The organism is Candidatus Schmidhempelia bombi str. Bimp, assembly GCF_000471645.3.
GTDB lineage: Bacteria > Pseudomonadota > Gammaproteobacteria > Enterobacterales > Orbaceae > Utexia > Utexia bombi.
In genome coordinates this window covers 24,983-51,284 of record NZ_AWGA01000073.1, presented here as the reverse complement: position 1 = coordinate 51,284, position 26,302 = coordinate 24,983, and the positions used below count along the sequence as shown (strand labels likewise).

Sequence of the window (26,302 nt, the reverse complement as noted above, 5' to 3'; positions counted from 1 at the left end):
GATTTTGGATGAAACATTACTTCAAGCAATTTACTTTATATGACTTTAAGAGTGATAGGCGGCTCAATAGAAAAAGAAAGTTTGGTATTGCTTATGCTAGATGCTTTTGGATTGTAAGCACCTTTATTTTTAATGCATTTGCTGATCATGATATTGATGCCTTTCTTGGATTTTCTGCACTTTTTCTTGGTTTATATTTTGTGTTTGTGGTTTCAAAGCTAGAAATGCCCAAACTATACCACAAACCTAAAAAGCGCAAACTTAAGTATAAAAAAAACCGGTTATAAACTCGTTTAAAATTTACGCAAAAAATCAAATTGTTATAAATTAGTAAATTAAATTTATAATCATAAGTTGATAGTCTGGAAAAAGAAAATAAAAGGCCTTTTGTGGTCCATTTATCTTTTAACTTACTTATTCAATGCCATGCAGAAAAGCTAAAATAAAATCATCATATAAATAACGGGTACAAAAATAGAAACAAAAAAGGGGAATCCTCTCCCTTTTTTACGTTCGGTACCCACGCTCTTAACCGCCGCGCCGGCGGCTTAAAAAGTCGGTACCCACCTTCTCGAACAAGGGTTTCAGCTGTTTCTGGATTTCTTGCAACCACTAACTGACATTAAAAATGGGTTCTAGTGAATGAAGTCCATTATATCTCTTTATTGCTTACCGATCTCAATGATTGGTTCTCTTTTTAGTGCAGTAAATAACGATAAATATACGGATAATAATATTACCTTTTTAAACCTATTTTAAACATCCTACAAATGATTAAAGACAAATTGACTTAAGTCAATTGTGGCTTATTAAAACGCGTATTTTTAAGCACGGGTAAAATGTTTCTCGCATAAGCTATCCGTTTTTTATCTACTTCAGCAAAGATTAAGCTCGGTTGCTCCGTGGCTTGGGTAACGACAACCCCTAAGGGATCCACGACCATGCTACAACCGATATTGCGAACACCGCATTCGCTTACGCCAATCATATACGCGGTATTTTCTAGAGCACGTGTACGCAGTAGTAGTTCCCAGTGTGACTCTTTTAATGGGCCTCTCACCCAAGCAGCAGGTAAAACTAACACATCTGCCCCATCTATCACAAGACGTCGGGCTAATTCAGGAAAGCGCAAATCGTAACAAATCATTAATCCAATCTTAGTGCCAGCGATATCAAGTAACGGCGGAATTTGATCGCCAGCGATCACTTTTGCCGATTCTTTATCCGTAAATGCATCATAAAGATGCAGTTTTCTGTATTTTGCGACAATCTTTCCTTGGTGAATGGCAATTAAGGTATTGTAAGTCAACCCCTCCAATGCGGGTGTATGGATAGTCATAATCGTTGTTAATGACATGGTTTGGCTTATATTTAGAAGGGAGTTAACAAATGGGCCATCTAAAGGTTGAGCCTGCTTACTGTTTAAATCAGGATCATTAATATCTCTTGCTAAAATACCTTCTGGCAATACTAACAAGTGTGCATTGGCTGCTTCCGCTTGTTGCATTAATGTAATGGTCGTCGCTAAGTTGTCTTGCCAACTACGGCTTACAACAAATTGTCCTAGTGCAACTTTTAACATAATAATCTCTCAATAATTTGGGTTAAAATACAGGAAAAATAGTCTGCTATTAATGACTGTTTGTTCAAATAGTATTGGCATAGTGCATATGAAAATCAGCCATCATCGATCTATTACTTTAAAAACGCTTTTTATTTCAACTAAATAAAAGTAGTTTATGTGCTTATCGAGACGCTTCAATTAACCAAGATCGATCAGTCGTATACTTTCCGCGTCTTTGTTACCGTACATTTTTCGACTGATCGAATAATCAACATAATTGGTTAACCTCTCAGGGCTGACTTCAATAGCGTGTTTTTTTAATTTTGATAATATGAATAATTGACACATAATGTCCTTGAGCAAAAGAATGCGGTTGCTTTTGTATAACGTTAGCGAATAAGTAACCTAACGCTCTAGAACAATAAGTGAACCCATTTGACATAAAAACGGTAAATAGCGCCGTTAATTGCCCCGTTTCCAATAAATCGATTAACAACTGGTTCTTTTTAATTGAATAAATAGAAACATTATGAATAAAGGGAACATCACGATCTTTCAATCTCCTTTGATTAGCGTTCAAATGATGTCAATATCCGTGATAATCTTAGATATTAAGCTGCTCACAATGGACAAACACCTTTTCCCAGATATTCACTGAATCATGCTATCGAATTAAATCGATCCGTTTACCGTTAAGCACCTGACTCATTGTTACTATTTATCTTGCCAAGTTATTACGGTAAAGACGAAATGTATATATTAAAAAATACATTATACCCAGCGATCACTATGGTTATCCTTATCCTGACTTAATGCTTAACGACGAAATCAGATTGGCATAACGTCATAATTGCTTACTTTAGATAAATGATCAACGAATTGACATAAAGATCTAGTTACATTTATCTACTTTTGTCTTATTTATCATTAAAGGAATGAAACAGTCCTTATCACTTACCGCAGACCAAAGTGAAATTATCCCTATCTTTTCTATTAAAAAGAACTTAAATTAGCGCGCTGAAAAAAAGTGGCGCTAACGTGCATGTTCAAATTTTTATTATATAAACTAGGGACAATTTAAATAGCACATTAAGTTATTTATAACGTCTTCCCCTATAACATATATATCACATTAAATTGATGCGAACTAGCTGTATAAAAGGACACATGCTATACTTTCGGCGCTTATTTACTCAAAAATAAAGGCAATAATGAATACTTTTTATCTAACTGAATCGCAGATGAATATAATTAATCATGTCCACCTTTATGTTAGTCATAAACTCATGGAGGATTATTCTGGTCATGATATTGCACATATTATGCGAGTTGTGCAGCTATCCAAAACCTTATTAGCCACAGAACCTAAGGCCAATGCTTTTATTGTTATTATGAGTGCATATTTACACGATGTGATAGATGATAAAGTAACCACAAATAGTGAACAAGCTAAACAACAATTGGTGCTATTTCTACAACAGCAAGCGGTCGCTGAGAATGACATTGATCATATTATGACCATTATTGAATCAATGTCTTATCGTAAAAATCTACACGTTAAACACTCACTTTCACTAGAAGGTTGTATTGTGCAAGATGCCGACCGGCTTGATGCCATTGGAGCAATTGGTATTGGTCGAACGTTTTATTATGGCGGAAATAAAAAGCATACAATGCATAATCCAAATATAAAACCGAGAGAACAACTGACTGAAGCCCAATACCGTCACCCGAATACCGTTATTAATCATTTTTATGAGAAACTTTTTTTACTTAAAGATCAAATGAATACAGCTAAAGCCAAACAGATTGCTCAGCAAAGACATCAATTTTTACTTGAATTTGTTAGACGTTTTGAACAAGAGTGGCTTATAAAATAGCGGATTAATCTTATCCCAATGCTTAGCATTGGGATAAGTGACTAAAACAATAATTAGAAATTAAAACGATTACGTGTTCCTAAATAGCCAAACGCTGCACTGACTAATGCGCCAACTAATAGCGAAATAAACATAAATAGTGCCGATTTTGCAATAGCTTTGGTCGCTTTATCTGCTTGTTTACGTGCCTCTTGAATTAATTGTTGCGTTTCATCTTTAAACTGATTAACTTGCATTTGAATATTGCCAAGCTGGTCTTTAGCTTTAGCCACACTATAATTGAAGTTGTTAATTAAGTTATTAACAATCTGAGCGGCTTCATCACGTGAAATATTACGGTTTTTAGCTAATGCATTAATTGCCGCATTTTTATCTACGTTACTGGTGATCCCGTTGACTCTATGACTAATTTTATCTGTTAATTGTTTAAAAATAGTGTCATACTCCTGTGGATTGTTGACTAATTGACGAAAAGCAACTCGGATATCTTGTTGTGCGGCATTTAACTGTTGCTGTAAATAGTTAGGTTGTAAAGTAGGGACTTCAGTATCGCGTAATAATTGCTCTATATCATCCCTTGCTTTATCGCCATCAATACTTAAATCAAAATTATTACTCAGATTATCTTTTATATCGTCGATATTTTCACTTAAACTTGCTCCGATATCAGAAGCCATTGAGCTGGCCGCAGATAAAGTATTGGAAGCCACATTTTTTACTGAATTAAAGGCTGAAGAAATCATCATACCGCCTAAAATAACAGAAAGAATAAATGCTAATCCCCACACTAAGAAACCGTGAATGAGACCATCTCGTTTTGCCAAGCGTCCGCTAATATAGCCACCACAAGCTAAACTAACAATAATTTCAATTGCCGACCATAAACCAAACGTCGTTTTTAGCCCTGAGGTTGGATGATCAGAAAGCGGGTGAATCACCGAAAAGCTAAGTGCAGTTCCTAACGTTGATAATAATAAGCCAACGGCGAGTACCGTCACCACACCGGCGATAATACTTCCCCATGATGCATGACTATGGTGATAACCATATGTAGCTGTTTTATCCATAATGCTATATCTCCTAATAAATGGACTATCCTTAATTCCTTGATGCAGATATTTAATTGATATTAAAAAACATATTAGGGAATTATCACACAATGTCTTTTCTCTACATCAACATGTCACTATCTTTTATTTATGTCTAAATAACGATACATGAATGGCTGTATACTAGCGAAATAAAGTATAAAAAAATATTATTTATTAATAATTTGAATAAAAAATTACTCTGCTCAGATTGCGTAAATAATCTTAAGCTTACAATAATAAAAAAACGCATACACTATAAGTTAGTTAAGGCGTTAAATGATTAATGACTGTAAGCGCTATGATAGAAAACACTATCCATTTCCGCTTTTTATGATAGGAAAATTGACTATTTTATTTCCCTTATTCAATTGATTAGGTAAAACAATATTTTTAATATATTAGCCACTTACCGATAACGGTAAGTAGGACTAATCCACACCACCCTGCTCGAATAAAACAGATTTTTTAAGATAAATGCTATAAACTTAATCATTTATAACTAAGTTGAATACTATTACTTTAAATTTAAATCTATTAGGTATAATAGCGGTATCTGATCGAGGATAATTATCATTTAAATGACTTATGTGGATATCGGTATTTTAGGCTATGCAACTACTAGTAAATCAAAGAAAATTATCTTTTTAGTATCGTGGTGAATCCAATTATCCCATCCACAGCAATCGATCATTTAACATAATCTTTTTATTAATAAAATAATTAAGCCGTAGTTGAGGAAGTGACATGGGCAGTGTATTTGATATTTTTAAAATAGGTGTTGGACCATCAAGTTCTCACACGGTTGGCCCAATGAAAGCAGGAAAACTGTTCATTGACGAATTAATTAAATTAGATCTCATGGGGCAAGTGACACGTCTAACCGCAGACGTCTATGGCTCTCTATCATTAACTGGAAAAGGGCACCAAACCGATATTGCCATTATTATGGGCTTAGCGGGAAATACCCCAGATTTGGTCGATATTGATTCGATACCAACATTTATTCAGCAAGTAGAAAAACAACAACGTTTAGTCATTTATCAAGGAAAATATGAAGTTGATTTTGCTTTGGAAAGTAGCATGAATTTTCATACCACTTTTCTGCCGCTACATGAAAATGGGATGACACTAACTGCATACGCTGATCAGCAACCACTTTATTCTCAAACTTACTATTCAGTGGGGGGCGGAAAAGTGGTGACCACGGCAGAAGTAGGACAACAACCAATAACCGATAACAACTTACCCTTTCCTTTTACAACGGCACAGCAACTATTAACTTATTGTCGAGAATATTCATTATCTATTTCAAGTATTGTGATGAAAAATGAATTAACCTTGCATTCCAATCAAGAAATTGAACGCTATTTTACCCATGTTGGGGAAGTAATGAATGAATGTATTTCCCGAGGCATTAGCACAGAAGGATTACTACCAGGCCCCCTACGCGTACCGCGTCGCGCCTTTGCTTTACATCGGCTGCTGATGTCGCAAAATAAAATGTCTACTGATCCGATGATGATCCTTGATTGGGTAAATATGTTTGCCCTAGCCGTCTGCGAAGAGAATGCAGCTGGTGGCAGAGTCGTTACCGCACCAACTAATGGTGCCTGTGGTATTATTCCGGCCATCCTTGCCTACTATGATCAATTTGTAAAAAGTCTTACGCCGGATCTATATGTTCGTTTCTTTATGACATCCGGTGCGATTGGTATGCTGTATCAGCTCAATGCTTCTATATCCGGTGCTGAAGTAGGATGTCAAGGTGAAGTTGGGGTTGCATGCTCTATGGCTGCGGCGGGGCTGGCGGAATTATTAGGCGGAAATCCTGAACAAGTTTGTATGGCGGCAGAAATTGCCATGGAGCATAATTTAGGGTTGACCTGTGATCCTATCGGTGGACAAGTACAAGTGCCTTGTATAGAACGTAATGCTATTGCTGCGGTTAAAGCCATCAATGCAGCACGCATGGCATTAAGACGCTCATCGGCGGCTAAAGTATCCCTAGATAATGTCATTGCCACCATGTATGAAACAGGCAAAGATATGCATGCTAAATATCGAGAAACATCATTAGGCGGCTTAGCGATTACGGTATCTTATTGTGATTAACGTTTAATATCACAATAATCTTATTAGCTTCCAATCTATTCATCTAAGGCGTGTTGGGTCAATGATATAACAATATCAACACGTCATAGATAACACAGTTATATTGCTCCGTCCTATTCTGATTCGACCCTAGATTCAAGATATTATTACCTCAGCGTCATGGGTTAGAAAAAATCAAAAATGCGACTGATCACGATTTTTTAAATCGTCCATCAATTTTTATCGGTATCCAAGAAAAAATACCAACCTGAGGTGAATAACAATATACAACCCTTTACCATAACCAAAAAGCAATAATGATAACAGCGATAGATGGGTTGTAATTTGTCTCTAATTTAATGGTATTGTTAATTGAAGTTCTGACAAGTAAATGATACTATTTAACTGTTTATATATACAGTGGTAAATACGATAATTAGTCATATCAACGATATAATAACTACTATTGTTTTTGAGGAGAATTATTATGGCATACACCACCTTACCTAGGGCTAAGCATAATTCTTATCTATCGACAGCCCACGCTAACGTTACACAACCAGCTACGTCATGTAAACTTTTTGAGCAATCTACCCCTTACCAGACGCAAACTATTGACCTGAATACGGATGAGTTAGTTGAACAATGCTTGGCATTAGTTAAGGCCATCATTATCATTGAGCATTCAGGTATTCGAGAAGCATTAACCTTTATTCTTGAAGAAAAGTTAATTGAATTACGTAGCCATTTTCACTAATTTCTACACTAAATAAGAGAATTATCAGTAGTAGGATTTATTAATAGTCGATTGCTCAATAGTACTAGCAAAGATTATTCTCTACAGAATCGTATAATACGATTCCGTAAGCTATTTTTAATGAGTTTGATAAATTTTATGCAAGAACTAGCTCACGCAATTTTGATCAAATATCAATAATCGTTATTTGATCAAATAGCAGATACAACAGATTAATATTCAGTACTAATTTGAGTATATCCATCACTTATAACAAGTTGCGTCCGTAACCTATTATCGAAATAGAACAACCATTATTTTGATAAATTATGCAGTTTGTTATAACGAAATGAAATACTAATTTTCTTATAAAAAAACCTGTAAGAGAAATACAAATATACCCGATTTATACCGTAGTTAAAGACCGCTACTCACTTATCTATCTCTATTAGTTAAATAAAACGGTTAAATGGCAATCACTGTTTTTTGGAGCTAATCATCTGTATTATTAATGGCAAAGTTACTCACTTTGCCCATGTGCATTGATAAAACAAATAATCAAACCATGATATACATTTTAAACCAAAATTATCGGTATTCTAAGTAGTAAAATGTTCAGTATCTGTGATTTGAGTAGCACTATAATTACCGCCACACCTCCCCCGTATTGTCGAGTTATATATGATAATATCTCTATAAATAGTCAAATAGTTATCCTATTAGGACCTTACCTAAAAAATAATTAACGTTATCAATGGGTGATGACTCATTCCTAATACCAATACTGTTAATATCGATTATTAATTGCCTATCACCACTCCAGATTATTACAGTAATTTATCAATTTATTGGCTCATATCATGCATAAACTATTTTATATACTATATAATCATAAAATAAAAATAATAGAGAATAAATATTATCTATTTGAAAACGGTGTGCATGGTTAGTTAGAGTGACAGCGAAAAAATAGCAGATTAAATAATCATCAATAGATACCATAGTTTATGAGCAGATTATAAAATAAGGTATTGATACAGGAAGTATAAAACGAGTTTATTAATAAATATCTCAAATGTACATAGAGGAGTACAAAATGAAATTGAGTAAAATGATGATAGGCGTGATCAGTGCTACTGCATTAAGTGCTTGTGCGGGTAATTTACATTCAACAATCAAACTGGAAAATGATCGTAGTTGTAAACCGTTGTATGTAAAAGTGGGGCAAAGAATTAAGCTTGCATTAGAGAGTAATCCCTCCACAGGATACGACTGGTTACTGGCTAATCAACCACCATTTTTAACCCTACTTGACTCACAAAAAAATACTTATCAAAATCAACCAAATGATACACGCTTAGGTCAACCAATTAAATCAATCTGGTATTATCGAGTTAACGCAAAAGGTACGGGACAATTACAATTTAATTATCAGCGTCCTTGGCAACAGAACATCCTTCCTGATACGCAATTTAATTGTCAAATTATTAGTCGTTAATGAGGCTAATTATTAAAATACTCACCAATAAATTTTATTTAAGGGTGAGTATTGACCTCATAAAACAAACAAAATGAAAATTGACTATCTGATTATCCATAAAGATAGCAAACCTGCTATTTAGTCATAGAATATCGACCCAATTTTCTTATAAATAACCATTACTCTATCACTAGAAATGAGGAACAGTAGCGGATTGGCTCATACCATAGCTATTAAAGTTCCCAGCGTGCTCCTTGGCAACAAAACGTTGATTTACCCATAATATAAAATGTTGTCCATTGCTGACACTTTTAAGATGGCAATGCGGATAAGACAGTGAGACGTCTCCCCATTTTTTAATCATAGCTTGTCGTACATCCTCGTTCCATACGCCTTGCGCCGTTAATCTTTTTTCTGAGCGTCTTAATGCGCTCATTCCCTTTGTTCTAACACGACTAACTAATAAATAACGATGCCCTCCATCGTCCTTGGTCATTGGGATAGGTTGAATAGCCATCATTATGGTGTAATCTTGGACGATATATTGCTGATTCAATGCTTGCTTAAGTGCATTTAACTGTTGTTCTGTACCAAATAAACGAATAATGCCACCTAGCGTCTGGCGTTTTTTTGAGTAACAAGGAAAGCAAATCCCTATTTGTCCTTGATATTTAGCTAAACAGTAATGCAAAGATTGCATTACTTGATTCATTACCTCAATGTCCGATAACTCAAGTTGAGGAATGGCGCGTAATTCAAAATAATGGGTTAACATTACTATTACTCCTTGCCGCTTGCGCCAAAGACACCACCACGAATTAATACCCCAACAATATAATGTTGCTGTGAAATATCTGGTTTTTCCCCTTTGATTATCCAATTATCAAATAACGTATAAAAATCGAGTTTTTGCTTAGGTTGACGGAAAGCATGTCCCATGGTAGTCACTGCGCCATATGGCTCAATAGCGATAGGGAATTCGGCCATATCATCATACCAAGTGTCAATGGTACGAATTGCATTACTAACTTTTTGAGAGTGCATGGCCGCTTGATTGTCTTTTTTGCTATATAAAATTTTACTTTTATTTTTATCGGTATCAAGAATCAGCTCTTGTGATGGATACACCTCCTGACCAAAGCCCATTTTGAGTTTAGCTTGTACTTTAAAGATAACAAAAGATTGGCCTGATAATCCCTCCTCAATTAAATTCGCTAGCTGTTGAATCGCGGTTTGATTATCAGTAAAATCAACCAATGACAGCTGTTTACAATCCGCGATATTAATGGGTGCCTGACTTTTACGATGAAGCATATCTAACGGCGTTACCTCAATGGCAATCGTTTCAGCTGAAATACGATTACGCCATAACCAGCGCCCATTTAATATGTTAGTAGCATAGCGTAAGGCTAATTCAGTAAAACCTTGCTCTTTTATATAGCTTTGGATAGTAGACACAAGTTGGTCCTGATAGATTATATTGTTACAAATTGATGGTTTACCATCAAAAGGTAATACCTTACATGTCCATTCCACCACTAACGTATCTTTATCGCTATCTAACATAGCTACATCTACTCTTTGTAAGTTAGCTTTTTCTATTTCAGCATCTAATTTTAAAGGATCATTGGCGATAGCATTCTTTAATCGATTTGAAATCGTACCACGAACTGACTTTTCAGTAACTAGGATTGGGCTTGTTTCTTTATCAGAATGACTATGTTGTTGAAAAAAGATAGCATCGGAGATATCAAAATGACGATTAAAAGCCAAAACACTTGCTGTTTCTAATTTATTTTTAGTAGACATTGATTACCTCATTATTTTATATATTGATTTGGTCTTGCTGTATTAAATAAAGATTACCAACATTTTCTGTTGATACGGTTCTATAATGCCAAAAAGCACTGGCAAAATGATCGTTTAATCGATAAGGAAAAACCCATTCACCTAAGCCGTAAAGACATTCAACAAATTGTGCGGGATAACGTTCATCGCGAACATGTGCCACCGTGCCTTTTGCAAATAACGGGGATATGGCTTGATAGCCCATATGAATTGGCACTAACCAACCACGCTCTTTTTTAACGGATCGGGTTTGCCAGCTATCTTTTTCGGGTATGTGATGTAACTTAGCTGTTTCAACTAAAGCATCCAAACCCGTCATATCTGGATCGATTGCCTGTAGTTCTTGCGTGATCTCTTGCAATTGTTGATTTGCATCAATAAGCACATACGCGGGCAATAAACGCATTATGATAGATTGTGGATCTTGCATCGCATCAAATAAGCAGACATCTTCAATAGATAATACGCTACCACCCGCGATACGTTGTTGCAATAACTGCTGTTTTACCCATGTTTGAAAGGCGATTTGCTGATCTTGATGACACAATAATTGACTATGACAACGCACTTCCACCACCAATGACACTTCAAGATGGACTTTTCCTTCTTGAATAATCGCTTGTGGTTTACCATTTTTCCCTATGGGATTACGCGTTAATTTAAATCGGTAATCAGCAAAATGATTTTTTCGATAAATCTGTAACTCATAGTCATGACAAGCAATCATCACGCCATCTAGACAAATAGATTGATTATACTCAGATTCAATTTTACGACTTAAAGCATGAATTGCACCTAAAAAACCGGTAATGGAGGGAAAACCATAAGTTAAAGGACTCGATATTGCATTTGCGCCATGAATCTCAATATGATCAAATAATAAATAATAACTAACATCACTCACTAGAAAATCCCCTCTTGTTTACGCTGACTGGCTTTAATTGCATTTTTGAATTCACGCTGACACTCTCTTATTTCAGCATCATCAAACGCCTCAGCCATATCCTCATATTTTTTTTGCAAAATAGCATAAATCCAAAGTGCAAATTGTTTTTCAATTTCTTTTATCCAATCACCTTGTTCATATTTGAAGGCAAAATCACTTTCACCGTCTAACTGACCTCGTTGTGGATCGAGCCAATATTGTTGATAAATATTTAATTTAGGGTAATCTTTACTCCAACCAGGTTTAAAAGTGGTTTGTAATTGTTTTACTACTTGCAAAAGTTCAACAATAATCACTTGAAAAGCGTCTTGTTTACGTTTATCCCGTATCGCCTTGTTATGCAAATTGGAATTAACAACATAAAATAACGCCTCAAAGCCAGTGCGACAATGATAATATAGTCCTCTATGAAAAATTGTTTTTTGTTTTTTACCTAAACGGATCGGTCGAAATACATTAAACCTAGGTGGCAGAGAAGGTAACAATAAATAATTTCCACCTTGGCTACTTGCTAGTTGACTAACGCCTTGAGGATTACTACCACCTATTCCAATAACCGCTAAATCATGAAAGGTAAAATAGGCTTGCTTTTCCGTGCCTTTTTTGTTTTTGTTAGCTATAGCTTGTTTATTCGCTTCTGAAAATCGTGCTTGTATCTTTTGGTACATTACTTGGCAAAGTGATGATGGATGTAATGGAATTAATACGCTATAACTGTTGTCCTGTTTCGCTAAATAAGCTTTATTACTCGTTGGCCAATAAAACTGTTTGTTTAACTCAGAGGCTTGTGGTGTTTGCCAAGAATCATAAATAATGCGTCTTAAGTTATTAAGATAAATTTCCGCTTTGTCTTTGTCATCCGAAAAAGCCAACTGTAGTGCGGGATGATCATCAATGATAAGCTGTAATAGATTAGTTTTTTCATTAACTTTTTGATTCAACAATGAAAAAATATCCAAAGCAGCAGCATTACCAGTGGCATCATTAGGTAAACCAGCAACCGTTGCTGAACTAATATAAGATGAAGGGTTTTTTGCCTGAAAAGTGTTATAGTTGACATTGCAACCTTTAGAACTAGGATGAATAGCTTTTGATAAATGAGTAGCAATTTTGAACCATGCTGCCCGCCGATTGAGCGCATCTTCCATCCAATTTTCAAATTCAAAACGCTGGTTAATTTCACACAATAACTGTTTGGCTTCATTAATTGCGTCTAAATTATTCGCTTGTTGTGCTTTTTCAAGTTTAGCTGAAGCCAATTTATAATGTTGATTATTGATAAGACGTTGCTGTAAAAATTCCAATATGGTTTTTCTAATCTCTTTATCAGAAATTGAGGTAATATCATTATTCATATACCTTCCTATTATTTTTTTATAATAAAAGCTAAAAACTGATCGATATAATAAAAACATTATAACGATAATTTTTAGAGTTAACATCTTTTATTTAAATTACCAACGATGCTGACTAAGATCAATAGAAAGAATTAAATTAGCCAAAATAGTGCATGTATCTATTAATAACTAATGCGCTAAATTTAGCATATTAGTGTTGGTTATATTGAATATTAAATAATTTTTATAGCCAATTCAATACCATCTCACCAAGCTATTTGGGCAAAAAACGACTAAACAATTATAAGCATTTTTTACTAACGTAACATAAATGACATAGCGGAAAAACAATTTATGATCCGAATTGCAGATTGTACACCATCAGCATTAAATTGAATCATATCACCTGAGACTCTTTCAACTATTGGCCACTGCGCAAATAAATCCGCTAAGGCGGGCGTTTGGGTCTGTAGTTGACACGTTATAGGTGCAACAAGTTGAAATAGCGGTAATGATGGATTATTTTGCATAAATTGATGAACAGTACTATAAATTTTATCACATGCCGCCTTTGGCGTCAGCGATACACCGCTAAATTGACCTTGTGCCTGCTTGGTTTCAATAAAAGTAACATGAGGTAATAAGAGTTGGGTTTCTGCAATAAAACAATCGTCACCACTTGCTATTGCGACTGGAACATTAAACTCACCAGCGAGGGCCGCGTATAGCCCCGCCTCGCCTAATTCAAGATCATTTAACCAAATCCGTGAAAAAGCAAAGCCATTAATGGTATGTGCTAAAATACCGCGAGATTTTGATTTGGCATGGTATCCAATCATAAATAAAGCATCTGGCGCCAATTCAACACCTGAAGCCATACTTAAATAACGCGGTTTACCCTGAATTAGTTGAACGCGTGGATCAAAACTATCTGGATTCATATTCCTGAAATGACCGTGTGAATCATTGACAGTCACTTGATAGTTAGGAGCATAGTCTAATACCGCTAATGCAGCGGCATTGGCTTCAGCTGCCATCCATCGTCGAGCCTGCTCATATTCGTTGTTACCTGCTCGGGTTTGTTCTGAATGGAAGACACCTGCTATACCTTCAATATCTGTGGAAATCAATATATGCATTATTTTGCCCTTATACTTAATATACTTTTACCATTACTGCTCATTAACCGATTCAAATTAACCATTCTGGATAGAGTTCAGATAGGCTATAACGTTGGTGATTATCGCGCCCTTGTACGGCTTGTGCATGATATAAGGCATGAATAATTGCTTGTTCAACACTTTCAGCCGCAGCTTGAAAAAAGGGATCTAATAATGTCTCATGAATAAATGCGGTGGCAGGCATGGGTTGCTCAGGATCATGGGGGAGGGTATAAGCCGTGGAAAATGCCAAAGCAATATCACCGCTCCCATGTCCCCAAAACGAACCTGTACGGCTTAATCCAATCCCTGCCCGTAAAGATAGCCGTTTTAGTTGTCGATAATCTAATGGGGCATCGGTGGCCAAAATCATAATAATTGACCCTTTCTCGGTGGCAGACATCATTTGTTGTAAACATGGTGCTAGCTGCTGACCGAGTGCTTGACCCGCCAACGTTAACATCGATAAAATGCCAAAATTTGCCAGAACCAAAGCACCAACACAATAATGTTGCTGATGATTTAATGTTACTAGGCGCGACGCTGAGCCAATGCCACCTTTAAGATTAAAACATGACATACCACGACCTGCTCCAACTGATCCTTGCTGCATATAACGATCGGCTTGAGAATAGGCAGTATTATAGTGCTCGGCAGTAATAGACATCGCTTGAATATCGTTGAGATATCCATCATTGCATTCAAAAACTAAGGGATTAATGGTGGGCCAAGCACGGCCAATCTCTGGATTCAGGGTAATAGCCTGTTTAATTTGTGCCTGTGCGACGCTAGACACCGAAAACGTATTAGTTAAGGCGATAGGGGTTTCAAATACGCCTAATTCATCCAACTGCATTAAACCAACACTTTTACCAAAACCGTTAATCACCGTCGCCGCGGCGGGGACTTTATGTAAATAAGGATCCAAGCAATGTGGCTTAATAACGGTAACACCCGTTTGGATTGCACCTTGATCCAAGGTACAGTGTCCAACGGTTATACCAGCAATATCGGTAATCAAATCTAATTCACCCGATCTTAATTTACCTATGCGTGGGATCTTTTTTATTATCATTTGTCGTTAGTTGTTCCTCTGTTTTGATATCACAATAGCAATACCATGCACGAGACACTATTTATTCTTATCTATAAATCACTATTTTTGGTCTAATTTTGGATCCAACGCATCACGTAATCCATCACCTAACAAATTAAAGGCAAGTACCGTAAAAAATATCGCTAAACTTGGAAATATAGCAACATGGGGAGCAATCATCATATCCGCCTGCGCCTCATTTAACATCGCCCCCCACTCTGGGGTAGGTGGCTGCGCGCCTAAACCTAAAAAGGATAAACTTGCCGCGGTAATAATCGATGTGCCTATACGCATCGTAAAATAAACAACAATCCCCGATACCGTGCCAGGTAATATATGGCGCATAATAATTGTCCAATTAGAAGCACCGATACTTTTTACCGCTTCAATATAGGTCATATTCTTTAAGACTAACGTATTACCGCGTACTAACCGTGCGAAAGCCGGAATACTAAAAATAGATACCGCAACAATCACATTAATCATGCCATTGCCCATGATAGCAACAACACCAATAGCCAATAGCATTCCTGGGAAAGCAAATAGTACATCAGAAATCCGCATGGTAATGCGATCCCACCAACCGCCATAAAAGCCCGCCATCAGCCCCATCATCGTACCAACAACTGCCCCTAACGCTACCGAAAAAAAGCCCGCAGTTAGCGATAGTTGTGTCCCAATTAAAATACGGCTAAAAATATCCCGACCTAAGGCATCAACGCCAAACCAGTGTGCCATTGAGGGACCTTCATTAATCAGCATATAATCAAAATCATTTTCTGCATCGTATGGGGCTAACCAACGCCCAAAGATCGCAACGACAATCAATAATAAAATAAAACTTGCTGCAACTACGGCAATTTTTTGTCGTTTAAACTTACGCCAAAATTCACGCCAAGGGGTACGCACTTGCCCCTGAGACGCCGATGTTACATCAATAGTGGTAGAACCATTAGTATGCATATCGATACCTTATTGATAACGGATAGTTGGATTCATTGCCGCATATAAAAAATCGACAACTAGATTAATTAAGATAAATTCTAAGGAAAATAAAAGGACTTCTATCTGGATAATCGGATAATCGCGAGCCTCAACCGAATCAATTAATAAGCGTCCAAGTCCTGGCCAATTAAACACTTTTTCAACAATAATAGAACCACCTAATAAAAATCCAAATTGTAATCCCATCATAGTAATGACGGGTATCATGGCATTACGTAAACTATGCTTAATCACTACCACCGACTCTTTAAGCCCTTTTGCCCTAGCGGTACGAATATAATCCTCATGTAATACATCGATAAAAGAAGAACGCGTAAAACGCGCCATTACAGCCGCAACCGATGCCCCAAGTGTTAATGAAGGCAAAATATAGTGTTGCCAACTTGCCGCCCCTACCGTTGGTAACCACCCTAATTTGACAGAAAAGATCTGAATTAACATCATACCTAAAGCAAAAGAGGGAAAAGAGATCCCTGTGACGGCAAACGCCATACCTAAACGATCTTGCCATTTATTTCGCCATACCGCAGAAACCATTCCAATTGCCATACCTACAAGCACAGACCAGAACATACTGGTTAATGTAAGTAATAAGGTTGGCATAAACCGCATTGCAATTTCATCAATAACGGGTCGCTTAGTGCGGATTGAAATCCCAAAATCACCATTGATAATATTGATAAAAAATTGACCAAATTGCTGCCATAAGGGTTTATCTAATCCCAATTCATGACGAATCATATTGACAACCGTGTCGTCCGCCTCAGGACCTGCAACTAATCGAGCAGGATCGCCCGGCAGTAAATGAATAAAGAAAAACACCACGGTCATCACAATAAATAAGGTGGGAATTAAACCTAACAACCGCTTAATAAAATAATTTAGCATATTGCAAATCCAATAAAATAAACTTACCTATTCGTCATTATTGGTAACGATTTATGTTCGAATATAAAAGTGAAGATCTATGCTAGTTATCAGCATAGATCGCTATTTTTTGTTAATTAGTGCAAATCGATATCTTCAAAATAGAAAGATCCATCAATCATCACACTCATACCCGTTAAATTTTTGCTATGCACATACAATTGTTTATCACCCAATAAAAATATCCACGGCGCATCCGCCCAAATTTGATCCTGAATCTCTTTATATAATATCTTTTTCGTCTCACGATCGTTGGTTAGCAAAGCTTGTTGAAGTTTTTCATCAACTACAGGATTACTGTAATATGCCGTGTTATACATTTTTGGCGGCCAAGATGAAGTGGCTAATAATGGCGTGATCGCCCAATCAGATTCCATCGTGGATGATGACCAACCCGTGTAATACATTTTAACCTCAGCGTCATCAACGGATGGCACACTTTCAACGCGCGCAACCCGTTGTCCCACTTCCATTGCCTCAATTGCCACATTTATCCCAACTTGTTTTAATTGTTGTTGTATAAACTGGATGACTTTCTGAGCGGTGGTATGATTGTAGCTAGACCATAGCACCGTAGAAAAACCGGTAGGATAACCCGCTTCAGCTAATAATTCTCGGGCTTTATCTGGGTCATAAGGCCATGGACCATAATCGACAGCAAAATCAACCCCAGCCGGTACGACGCCACGTATTGGCGTTGCGTAACCAGCAAACGCAACTTTGGCTAACGCCTCTTTATTAATAGCATAATTAAGCGCTTGGCGGACACGTACATCATCAAAAGGTTTCTTTGTAACATTTAAACTAATATAACGAGCAATAATAGAAGGCGTCGAAACCAAGACTAATTTATCATTTTTTTCTAATAGCTTTGCCTGCTCATAAGGAATGCTAAAAGCAAATTGCGCTTCCCCAGTTTGTATCATCGCTGCACGTGTATTATTTTCGATAATTGGACGCCAGATAATGGTATCTATTTTCGGTAAACCCTTTTTCCAATACTGGTCAAATTTTTTGCCTTTGACATAATCGGTGGCATTCCATTCAGTAAACACAAATGGGCCCGTACCGACTGGATGAAAGGCAATATCTTTACCATATTTAGCTAATGCCGTTGGAGAAATGATCACCGCCGATGGGTGAGCTAGCGTGTTGATAAATGCCGAAAAAGGCTGATTTAACGTAAATTTAACCGTGTAAGAATTAATGACTTCCGTGTTAATAATACGACTAAATAGGTTATATCGTTTTAAATGATTATCGGGATTGGTCACCCGATCAAAGGTCGCTTTGACCGCATCTGCATTAAAATCAGTCTCATCATGAAATTTTATGCCTTTGCGTAAAAAGATGGTATATTCCGTGCCAGCCTCGTTAACGGTATAACTATCTGCCAGTACATTGACTAATTTTGAATCTTGATCAAAACCAAACAGTCCTTGATAAAACGATTTCGCCATGGCTTGGGATAACGTATCATTGGTATCATAAGGATCTAAACTAGAAAAATTGGAATAAACAGCAATCGTGACCTCTTTCGTGGCATAACTAGGAAATGCAATTAGGCTCATATAAACCGCAAGCCCAGTCATTAATAAGCTCTTATAACGATATCTTTTAAGCATTGTTTTCTCCTTTAATCCATGATTTTTTTATTTAATATAGTGCTGACACCGAATGCATAGCGACCAGATGTTGATCATTAATGCGAATCAATGGTTCAATATGTGGCTCATCACCTATTTTTCTAACAGGACTTGGTATTTCGCTAGTCATTAATTCTCGTTTCACATGACGTCTTGCTGGATCAGGGGTTGGCACTGCGGCCATTAGCTTTTTGGTATAAGGGTGGTGTGGATGTTCGAAAATCTCACGACGCGATCCCATTTCAACAATCTGACCTAAATACATGACTGCCACGCGATGGCTAATCCGTTCAACAACGGCCATATCATGAGAGATAAATAACAATGAAATACCGAATTCATGCTGTAATTCTAATAGCAGATTAATCACCTGAGCTTGAATCGAGACATCTAACGCCGAAACTGATTCATCAGCAATAATCACTTTAGGGTTAAGTGCTAAGGCTCTGGCAATACAGATACGTTGGCGTTGACCGCCCGAAAATTCATGCGGATAGCGTTTGGCGTGCTGTGCATTTAATCCTACGCGTTCTAATAACCAAGCCACACGCGATTCTGCCGCTTGGCGAGATATTTTTTCATGAATTAATAAGGGTTCCATGATAGAAAAACCAACGGTTAAACGAGGATCTAAGGAGGCGAAAGGATCTTGAAAAATAAATTGAATATCACGTCGTAATTTTTGCAAGGCGGCGCCCGAAAGCTGATCAATGCGTTGTCCATCAAAATAAATTGCGCCGCCTTGATTAGCGACGAGCCCCAGTAAAGCACGTCCTGTTGTCGATTTACCACATCCAGACTCACCGACTAAGGATAAAGTTTCTCCTGAATAGAGATCGAAACTCACTTTTTCAACCGCATGGACCCGTCGGGTGACTTGATTTAATAAACCACTACGAATATCAAAGCGTGTAACTAACTGATCAACCGATAAAATAGGTGGCTGACTATAATCAACTGGTTTAACTAACTCCTGCGGGTTTGATAAATTGGTATTATTTAATAATGGGAACTTAGCGGGTAAATCACTACCTTGCATGGCGCCTAGTTTTGGTACAGCGGCTAATAAGGTTTGCGTATAAGTCTGTTTTGGATTAGCAAAAATATCCGCAGCCAGCCCTTCTTCGATTTTCTCACCGCGATACATAACTAATACGCGATCTGCTACTTCAGCAACCACGCCCATATCGTGCGTAATAAAGATAACCGCCATATTCATTTCAGCTTGTAACGTTTTAATAAGCTGTAAAATTTGTGATTGAATGGTCACATCCAGTGCGGTAGTGGGTTCATCCGCAATTAATAAATTTGGTTTGCAAGATAAAGCCATGGCAATCATCACGCGTTGACGCATACCGCCCGATAATTGATGCGGATAACGATTTAACACATTTTCTGCTTCAGGTATACGTACTTTTTTAAGCATGGCTAATGCTTCTAATCGCGCCTCAGCCCGAGTTTTATGTTGATGAAGACGAATTGATTCGGCGATTTGTTCCCCAACAGAAAAGACAGGGTTAAGCGAAGTCATCGGCTCTTGAAAAATCATAGCGATATTTGCACCGCGTAAGGCGCGAATGGTCTTGCTATCCGCTTTAGCTAAATCAACGATCGTTTCCTGCAAATTAAATAATAACTCGCCTTGGGTAATTTTGCCTCCCCCTTGCTCAACTAAACGCATTAACGAAAGCGATGTCACCGATTTACCCGATCCAGATTCGCCAACAATAGCTAAAGTTTCCCCAGCCTTTACCTGAAATGAAAGATGGCGAACAGCTTGGACATGATGATCCTCACTGATAAAATCAACACAAAGATCTTTTACCTCAATCACTGGACGAGCATTATCGGTTACACGCCGTGATCTATTTTGTCGCGTCAAAGAAGGTGCTTGCTTATTCATTGTAATGTGCCCCTATACCATAATTGATCGTCACCCTAATAAAAATTATCCGGCTGCCGACTTAGCTTAGTTATTAATCTTTTATGTCTTATAAATAGCAACTTTTGGTGCGTCACCTACATAACCAAAGCCGCGATACATACCTTCCGTATTAAATGGCATGGCAATATTACCTAAATGATCAATAGCAATGATGCCTCCTCGACCATTAATTTTAGGCAATTTATCCATGACAACTCGATGGGCTGCTTGTTCTAAAGATAAACCGGCATACTCAACTAATGCCGAAACATCATAAGCAACGACACCACGAATAAACATCTCTCCTGTGCCTGTTGCTGATACGGCAACGGTATTATTATTGGCATAACAGCCAGCACCAATAATGGGGGAATCACCCACTCGTCCATCAACTTTATTTGTCAAACCACCAGTTGAAGTAGCCGCCGCCAAATTACCATGGGCATCTAATGCAACAGCGCCTACCGTACCCAACTTATTTTTAGGATCAATCGGATCAGAGTTAATGTGGTTTAGTGATAGTGATTGACTATCATGATCTAACACATTCTCTTGCCCTATCGCTAATGCGGCCTGTAATTGATCATAGCGTTCTTGAGTAAAAAAATAATCGGAATCAACTAACTCAATACCGTTAGCCGCCGCAAATGCTTCTGCGCCTTTGCCAATTAAAAAAACTTGCTTACCATGGTTTAACACTGCTTTAGCAGCTAAAATAGGATTACGAATATGAGAAACACCTGCTACCGCCCCCGCGTTTAAAGTAGCACCATCCATAATTGCAGCATCTAATTCATTCTTTCCTGAATGAGTAAATACCGCACCTTTACCTGCATTAAACAAAGGATTATCTTCTAATAGACACACAGCCGTTGTCACCGCATCTAAAGCACTACCGCCTTTGGCTAATATAGCTTGTCCGGCAGCAACAATCGCGTTTAATGACGTTAAATAGTCCGTTTCTTTGCTGCTACTCAATAATGATTGAGTCATGGTCCCTGCTCCGCCATGAATAGCAATTAAAGGTTTTTTTGCCATATCCATAAACCTACAATTAATAAAGTTAAAAAAGTTATTTTTGAAGAAAAAACAATCAATAATGATGGATTTTAATTGAATATAGGGCACTGATTGTAGTTTGTAAAGTACAAAACTAGAGATATAAGCAAATCATAAAATGAACAATAAGCATATAAAACAAACTAATAGCGCTTATAACTTATGCGATAAGGTAAGGTAAGGTAAGGTAAGGTAAGGTAAGGTAATTAATTTTAATCCCCCATTTATTAGACAACAAAACAACCATTGACTAGCCTATCGCCATCAAACAGTTATGATGATAATAAATAGTCTAAAAACAAATGACGAACAATACCCTTATTTTAAATTATTTAATGTTGAGTAATGGTAAACAGTGCGATATTTACTATTAGTAGAGAAACAGGAAAAGGATAAAAACTCGCGTATTTTCCAGTCAATCTTTTTTCATTGAATAGCGTCTTTAGTCAGTTTATATTTTGTATAATGGGATAACATTTTGCTCTTTAGCCTAACAATGCGATGAATTGTCAGTGCTGCATGTACAGCACTGGATCGATTACCTTTTATAGCGATTTATCTGCCAACGCTTCATCAATAGTAGAATAAAACATTAATTTATTTGGTATAGGCATCACATTGGCTCTGGCTAACGTTTTCAATGGTTGAAATTGTAACTCGGTAATAGCTAAATCGACATGTTCAGGTAAAGCATCAATAAAATGGATAAGTGCATTTAATCCCCCAGCATCTAAAAGTGGTACCGCATCCCACTGTAAAACAATATGCTGATAACCATTAATACGATTATATAAAGCTAAAAATGTTTTTTCTGCTGCGGCAAAAAACAGCGGACCACTAATACGAACAACCAAGGTAGTTGGTGTGCTTTGTGGCAATTCGACAATTTTTGTCATATGAGCAATACGGCGCATAAATAATAGCGAAGCTAAGACAATGCCTACTGTTATGGCAACAACCATATCCGCTAATACCGTCAATAACATACAAATCAATAAAATAATAATATCGTCTTTAGGCGCGCGTTTAATAATATAGCCGACTCGTTTAGCATCACTCATATTCCAAGCAACGATTAATAACAGTGCCGCCATCGCTGACAATGGTAGAAAAGAGAGATATTTAGCTAAACTGACTAAAGCCAATAAGACCACTAACGCGTGTATGCAAGATGATATTGGTGATGTCGCCCCCGCTTTAACATTAGCCGCCGAACGTGCAATTGCCGCTGTCGCGGATATCCCACCAAAAAAGGCAGCGAGCACGTTCCCTAACCCCTGCCCAATTAATTCACTATTAGAGTTATGTTTTGTGTGGGTCATCTCATCTAACACTACGGCACATAGCAGTGATTCAATAGCGCATAACATTGCCATCGTTAAAGAAACCGGAATTAATGCCGAAATTGTCGCCCAATTCCAATCAAAATCAGTTAGTTTCCAAGGTAACGTAAATTCAGGTAATAGAGCTGGAATACCATGCCCAATTGAGCCATCGGTCAACGTATAACTAAAACGCGATCCGATGGTATCTACCGAATAACCGAATCCTTGTAATAAAAACATCACAAGCACACCGACAATCAATGCAGGTAAATGTCCTGGAAATTTTAAACGTAATTTTGGCCAAACGATCAGCGTCAATAATGTACTTATCGCCACCAACGTATCCGCAACGGATAATGTAGGAAATTGTCGAATAATAACCATCATTTTCCCGATATAATCTTCAGGCATTGATGAAATAGACAACCCAAAAAAATCCTTAATTTGCATTGTTGCGATGGTAATACCGATACCAGAGGTAAAACCTAAAACCACTGGCAACGGAATATATTCGATTAAGCGGCCTAATCGAATAATGCCCATCACAATAAGAAACAGGCCAGACAATAGGGTGGCAACGAATAAACCAGACAAACCAAATTGTAACGATACTGGATAAAGCATGACCACAAATGCGGCAGTTGGTCCTGAAATACTAAACCGCGAACCACCTGTTAACGCGATAACAACCCCAGCAATAATTGCCGTATATAAACCATGCTGAGGAGGTACACCGCTTGCGATTGCCAATGCCATGGACAGCGGAATAGCAATAATGCCAACCGTGATCCCGGCAATGAGATCGTTTACAAATCGTACTCGATTATATGCTTGTTCAAAGCAGGCTGCGCGAAAAGCACTGCCTATTTGTATGCGACTAAGATGATGCCATTTCATTTTGATCTTTTGCTGTTAAGTTAAATAAGTAAATTTATCGCTCATTTGCTACAACTAATCATCGTCAGTACCAAATAAGGGGCCAGTAAATAAAGAACGCGTTATCGTATTAGGTATCGAAAAATCGACCAATACTATTAAAACGGAATGAGGATTTATTTAAGATTAAATTCATTAATGAACGATGTTCCTAATAATTAAAAAACATGAATAACATACGCCGATTATAAAAATATAAAAGAGGATCGTAATAAAATTTTTTGGTTTTTACTTTAATAAGATAGCAATATTAATACTATATTATTCGCTATTTAGTAGATGTGTCTGCTTCAGACGCTTTTACTATTGACACAGTTTAGTATAATGCCATCTTTTATATTTAAATCCATTTTTTATTTCTACCAATAAAAATTTTACTTTTTAGTTGTGTTATGTTAGGAAAAATTTTATAAGATAGCGTGTAAGTGGATAACACATTTTCCTAATAAATTTTATTGGTAAAATGTGTTATCCCTTCATACTTTTAAACCAGTTATTTTTCATCTAAATAATGGTTAATCTCTCTAATTGCTTTTTCATTATATCTAAAAGACTCAACATATTTATCGCAAGAATGTAATTTTTCTAATATAAATATCCCATATTCTTTTGTTTTTAAGTTAAGCTTATTAGCTATACGGCCAACTCTATTTGCGGATATATTTAACCGTTTACCCACTTCTGTTGCCGTGTATGTTTTATTTTCTAATGGTGGTTGTGGGATTATCTCCTTACCCGCAATAAGGTTTAAAGTATTTGCATAAATAACTTGCTTAGATTTTTCGCTAAAATGAGTAAGGTTACTAAACACTGTATCTAATAATTTAACAGATAGCTCCATCGCTTTGGCTTGACGATATTCCAGTAAATAATATTTTTGTATCGTCTTTGTTTGTGCAAGTTTCACTTTTTTGTAATTCAAAAAGGCTTGATTAACCATTAATTGAAATTTAGGACCAATCCAGCCAGCATAAGATATAGCTAGAAGTTCATGGGCAAAAAATTCTTGATTAATACCACGTTTAATCATCAGTGATGTACGTTTTCGCATATCGGTTGATTCTTGAAGGAAGGCAGGATTCTGCCTTAGTTCTTTAATTAAATCTTGTGTGATTTGAGTCTTCAACCACAACGTAGGTGATTTGTTGCTATCTAATCCACTCGCCTTATGCAACGCATTAAGATTAAAACGGCCTTTTGCATCTACGGTAATAGCGATGTCGGCTATAATTGGACTGTCTCTGTAAATTATGTTATTCTTCATAGGGTTAATTTCGCTTTGTCTTGTTGGAATTAATGATATTACCTCAGATGTGACCGCATCTGGGGTTTTTGCTTTTTGATAAGATTTTCCATTTCGGTTTTCCTTCAATGGCTTTATTAAGTTAATATTTAACATTTTTCTATTTATCTCCTTTTTTATAAAAAGTACTTTATCTAAAAATAGCGTAATTTTACTTTAAAATAATGCACGACGTTTGATATAATCCTTCACCACCGCCGAATAGGTGGCTGAGAAAATTTCACATAAGTAGTATTTAATATGTCAATTCTTCCGCTGAATAAGCGGCTTCTAAAGTTAAATAATCATAATTAAGCTCAGTGATAAGCCGAGCTTTTTATTAAAGCTAACATTGGTTGTCTGAACCTGATATATTCTGGTATGAAGCATATTTTTAAATTTAATCATTTTTTTAACATCTCTCTTTTCTTAAATAAAGAATTAGACAATAAATATAGGGCTGACAATCTTACAATATGTAATTCGTTAACGCTGTCACTTATATTATTGCGTGTAATTAATTATATGATTATGTGTAGCTATTCTAGCTCCCTAAGAAGAAGATTATTATACTATTACCTCCAATAATTCCATTTCACATAAATAGTTATCAATTTGTATATGCTAGCAAAATTTAAGATGAAAGAGAAGCTGTACTTTAGGACAGTATTTTGTTTTTTATTCGTTATAAAATAAAAATATTTAACTTAAATGATTGAATATATTAAGAATATTTAACACTATTTTATATAAAAAAATATTAGTGAAAAATTGCAAAAAAAATCATAACATGATGATTATTAATGATTTATTTTTTTAATAAAAATAAAGATATTTAGGCAAAATATATATATTTTATTTACATCATAGAAATAAACTGTGCTAACTTTTTAGACAGACAGCTCAATAAGCCAGTCAATATTAAAGATACTTATCAGAAAAGGACGGTTTAGTGATGAGTAAATAGCT

The 26,302-nt window shown here is 36.5% G+C and carries 21 protein-coding genes; 5 read left to right on the top strand and 16 right to left on the bottom strand.

Features of this window, described 5'->3' with window-relative positions:
• Window positions 1-287 (top strand): hypothetical protein (locus O970_RS10155; RefSeq protein ID WP_238610620.1); only part of this gene is annotated, 287 nt, incomplete at its 5' end.
• 503 nt (window positions 288-790) lie between these two features.
• On the opposite strand, the gene O970_RS08255 is transcribed toward O970_RS10155, so the two are convergent.
• Both O970_RS08255 and O970_RS08250 read right to left on the bottom strand, forming a co-directional pair.
• Window positions 791-1,582 (bottom strand): deaminated glutathione amidase, encoded by a 792-nt coding sequence (locus tag O970_RS08255; protein WP_024496639.1) that lies wholly within the window; start codon window positions 1,580-1,582, stop codon window positions 791-793.
• A 283-nt stretch (window positions 1,583-1,865) separates the two neighbouring features.
• The gene (locus O970_RS08250; RefSeq protein WP_166667098.1) at window positions 1,866-2,144 is read right to left on the bottom strand and encodes a hypothetical protein; all 279 of its coding nucleotides are present in this window, start codon (window positions 2,142-2,144) and stop codon (window positions 1,866-1,868) included.
• A 631-nt stretch (window positions 2,145-2,775) separates the two neighbouring features.
• Here O970_RS08250 and O970_RS08245 point away from each other — a divergent pair.
• Complete coding sequence (locus O970_RS08245) at window positions 2,776-3,444, top strand: HD domain-containing protein (protein WP_238610619.1); 669 nt, start codon at window positions 2,776-2,778, stop codon at window positions 3,442-3,444.
• A 53-nt stretch (window positions 3,445-3,497) separates the two neighbouring features.
• Here O970_RS08245 and O970_RS08240 read toward each other — a convergent pair whose 3' ends face one another.
• On the bottom strand, window positions 3,498-4,511 hold the full coding sequence (locus O970_RS08240; protein ID WP_024496636.1) for a hypothetical protein: 1,014 nt from the start codon (window positions 4,509-4,511) through the stop codon (window positions 3,498-3,500).
• A 768-nt stretch (window positions 4,512-5,279) separates the two neighbouring features.
• Here O970_RS08240 and O970_RS08235 point away from each other — a divergent pair.
• From O970_RS08235 to O970_RS08225, 3 genes are all read left to right on the top strand, one after another.
• Complete coding sequence (locus O970_RS08235; protein ID WP_024496635.1) at window positions 5,280-6,647, top strand: L-serine ammonia-lyase; 1,368 nt, start codon at window positions 5,280-5,282, stop codon at window positions 6,645-6,647.
• Between the two features lie 466 nt (window positions 6,648-7,113).
• Window positions 7,114-7,383 carry a hypothetical protein gene (locus tag O970_RS08230; RefSeq protein ID WP_024496634.1) on the top strand — a complete coding sequence of 90 codons (270 nt, stop codon included), beginning with the start codon at window positions 7,114-7,116 and terminating at the stop codon, window positions 7,381-7,383.
• A gap of 1,075 nt (window positions 7,384-8,458) precedes the next feature.
• Window positions 8,459-8,860: a protease inhibitor I42 family protein gene (locus tag O970_RS08225; RefSeq protein WP_024496633.1), complete on the top strand. Its 402-nt coding sequence runs from the start codon at window positions 8,459-8,461 to the stop codon at window positions 8,858-8,860.
• Between the two features lie 172 nt (window positions 8,861-9,032).
• Here O970_RS08225 and cas6f read toward each other — a convergent pair whose 3' ends face one another.
• The 13 genes from cas6f to O970_RS08160 all read right to left on the bottom strand — a co-directional run bounded on the left by cas6f (window position 9,033) and on the right by O970_RS08160 (window position 25,450).
• Window positions 9,033-9,617 carry a type I-F CRISPR-associated endoribonuclease Cas6/Csy4 gene (gene cas6f, locus O970_RS08220; protein ID WP_036563095.1) on the bottom strand — a complete coding sequence of 195 codons (585 nt, stop codon included), beginning with the start codon at window positions 9,615-9,617 and terminating at the stop codon, window positions 9,033-9,035.
• A 5-nt stretch (window positions 9,618-9,622) separates the two neighbouring features.
• Window positions 9,623-10,651: a type I-F CRISPR-associated protein Csy3 gene (gene csy3, locus O970_RS08215; RefSeq protein ID WP_024496631.1), complete on the bottom strand. Its 1,029-nt coding sequence runs from the start codon at window positions 10,649-10,651 to the stop codon at window positions 9,623-9,625.
• 16 nt (window positions 10,652-10,667) lie between these two features.
• Window positions 10,668-11,594 (bottom strand): type I-F CRISPR-associated protein Csy2, encoded by a 927-nt coding sequence (csy2, locus tag O970_RS08210; RefSeq protein WP_024496630.1) that lies wholly within the window; start codon window positions 11,592-11,594, stop codon window positions 10,668-10,670.
• Entirely contained in the window at window positions 11,594-12,991 is a 1,398-nt protein-coding gene (gene csy1, locus O970_RS08205) for a type I-F CRISPR-associated protein Csy1 (protein ID WP_024496629.1), read from the bottom strand. The genes csy2 and csy1 overlap by 1 nt, the downstream gene beginning before the upstream one ends.
• Before the next feature lie 299 nt (window positions 12,992-13,290).
• Window positions 13,291-14,112, bottom strand: coding sequence for a M55 family metallopeptidase (locus O970_RS08200; RefSeq protein WP_024496628.1), 822 nt, complete (start codon window positions 14,110-14,112; stop codon window positions 13,291-13,293).
• Between the two features lie 52 nt (window positions 14,113-14,164).
• Entirely contained in the window at window positions 14,165-15,208 is a 1,044-nt protein-coding gene (locus O970_RS08195; RefSeq protein ID WP_193553288.1) for a P1 family peptidase, read from the bottom strand.
• 81 nt (window positions 15,209-15,289) lie between these two features.
• The gene (gene gsiD / locus O970_RS08190) at window positions 15,290-16,192 is read right to left on the bottom strand and encodes a glutathione ABC transporter permease GsiD (protein ID WP_024496626.1); all 903 of its coding nucleotides are present in this window, start codon (window positions 16,190-16,192) and stop codon (window positions 15,290-15,292) included.
• Between the two features lie 9 nt (window positions 16,193-16,201).
• Window positions 16,202-17,122, bottom strand: coding sequence for a glutathione ABC transporter permease GsiC (gsiC, locus tag O970_RS08185; RefSeq protein WP_024496625.1), 921 nt, complete (start codon window positions 17,120-17,122; stop codon window positions 16,202-16,204).
• 116 nt (window positions 17,123-17,238) lie between these two features.
• Window positions 17,239-18,786 (bottom strand): glutathione ABC transporter substrate-binding protein GsiB, encoded by a 1,548-nt coding sequence (gene gsiB / locus O970_RS08180; RefSeq protein WP_024496624.1) that lies wholly within the window; start codon window positions 18,784-18,786, stop codon window positions 17,239-17,241.
• A 31-nt stretch (window positions 18,787-18,817) separates the two neighbouring features.
• Window positions 18,818-20,710 (bottom strand): dipeptide ABC transporter ATP-binding protein, encoded by a 1,893-nt coding sequence (locus tag O970_RS08175; protein ID WP_024496623.1) that lies wholly within the window; start codon window positions 20,708-20,710, stop codon window positions 18,818-18,820.
• Between the two features lie 81 nt (window positions 20,711-20,791).
• On the bottom strand, window positions 20,792-21,769 hold the full coding sequence (locus O970_RS08170) for an isoaspartyl peptidase/L-asparaginase family protein (protein WP_024496622.1): 978 nt from the start codon (window positions 21,767-21,769) through the stop codon (window positions 20,792-20,794).
• 566 nt (window positions 21,770-22,335) lie between these two features.
• The gene (gene dauA / locus O970_RS08165) at window positions 22,336-24,012 is read right to left on the bottom strand and encodes a C4-dicarboxylic acid transporter DauA (protein ID WP_024496621.1); all 1,677 of its coding nucleotides are present in this window, start codon (window positions 24,010-24,012) and stop codon (window positions 22,336-22,338) included.
• Between the two features lie 532 nt (window positions 24,013-24,544).
• Window positions 24,545-25,450 carry a KilA-N domain-containing protein gene (locus O970_RS08160; protein ID WP_024496620.1) on the bottom strand — a complete coding sequence of 302 codons (906 nt, stop codon included), beginning with the start codon at window positions 25,448-25,450 and terminating at the stop codon, window positions 24,545-24,547.
• Window positions 25,451-26,302 lie beyond the last annotated feature (852 nt).

What these genes read in the sequence shown, in the direction of transcription:
- csy3 (WP_024496631.1), bottom strand. Translation starts at nt 10,651, where the DNA reads ATGTCTACTAAAAATAAATTAGAAACAGCAAGTGTTTTGGCTTTTAAT.
- cas6f (WP_036563095.1), bottom strand. Translation starts at nt 9,617, where the DNA reads ATGTTAACCCATTATTTTGAATTACGCGCCATTCCTCAACTTGAGTTA.
- gsiD (WP_024496626.1), bottom strand. Translation starts at nt 16,192, where the DNA reads ATGCATACTAATGGTTCTACCACTATTGATGTAACATCGGCGTCTCAG.
- O970_RS08240 (WP_024496636.1), bottom strand. Translation starts at nt 4,511, where the DNA reads ATGGATAAAACAGCTACATATGGTTATCACCATAGTCATGCATCATGG.
- csy1 (WP_024496629.1), bottom strand. Translation starts at nt 12,991, where the DNA reads ATGAATAATGATATTACCTCAATTTCTGATAAAGAGATTAGAAAAACC.
- O970_RS08245 (WP_238610619.1), top strand. Translation starts at nt 2,776, where the DNA reads ATGAATACTTTTTATCTAACTGAATCGCAGATGAATATAATTAATCAT.
- O970_RS08225 (WP_024496633.1), top strand. Translation starts at nt 8,459, where the DNA reads ATGAAATTGAGTAAAATGATGATAGGCGTGATCAGTGCTACTGCATTA.
- O970_RS08160 (WP_024496620.1), bottom strand. Translation starts at nt 25,450, where the DNA reads ATGTTAAATATTAACTTAATAAAGCCATTGAAGGAAAACCGAAATGGA.
- O970_RS08175 (WP_024496623.1), bottom strand. Translation starts at nt 20,710, where the DNA reads ATGAATAAGCAAGCACCTTCTTTGACGCGACAAAATAGATCACGGCGT.
- O970_RS08200 (WP_024496628.1), bottom strand. Translation starts at nt 14,112, where the DNA reads ATGCATATATTGATTTCCACAGATATTGAAGGTATAGCAGGTGTCTTC.
- O970_RS08170 (WP_024496622.1), bottom strand. Translation starts at nt 21,769, where the DNA reads ATGGCAAAAAAACCTTTAATTGCTATTCATGGCGGAGCAGGGACCATG.
- dauA (WP_024496621.1), bottom strand. Translation starts at nt 24,012, where the DNA reads ATGAAATGGCATCATCTTAGTCGCATACAAATAGGCAGTGCTTTTCGC.
- O970_RS08255 (WP_024496639.1), bottom strand. Translation starts at nt 1,582, where the DNA reads ATGTTAAAAGTTGCACTAGGACAATTTGTTGTAAGCCGTAGTTGGCAA.
- O970_RS08235 (WP_024496635.1), top strand. Translation starts at nt 5,280, where the DNA reads ATGGGCAGTGTATTTGATATTTTTAAAATAGGTGTTGGACCATCAAGT.
- O970_RS08230 (WP_024496634.1), top strand. Translation starts at nt 7,114, where the DNA reads ATGGCATACACCACCTTACCTAGGGCTAAGCATAATTCTTATCTATCG.
- gsiC (WP_024496625.1), bottom strand. Translation starts at nt 17,122, where the DNA reads ATGCTAAATTATTTTATTAAGCGGTTGTTAGGTTTAATTCCCACCTTA.
- gsiB (WP_024496624.1), bottom strand. Translation starts at nt 18,786, where the DNA reads ATGCTTAAAAGATATCGTTATAAGAGCTTATTAATGACTGGGCTTGCG.
- O970_RS08195 (WP_193553288.1), bottom strand. Translation starts at nt 15,208, where the DNA reads ATGATAATAAAAAAGATCCCACGCATAGGTAAATTAAGATCGGGTGAA.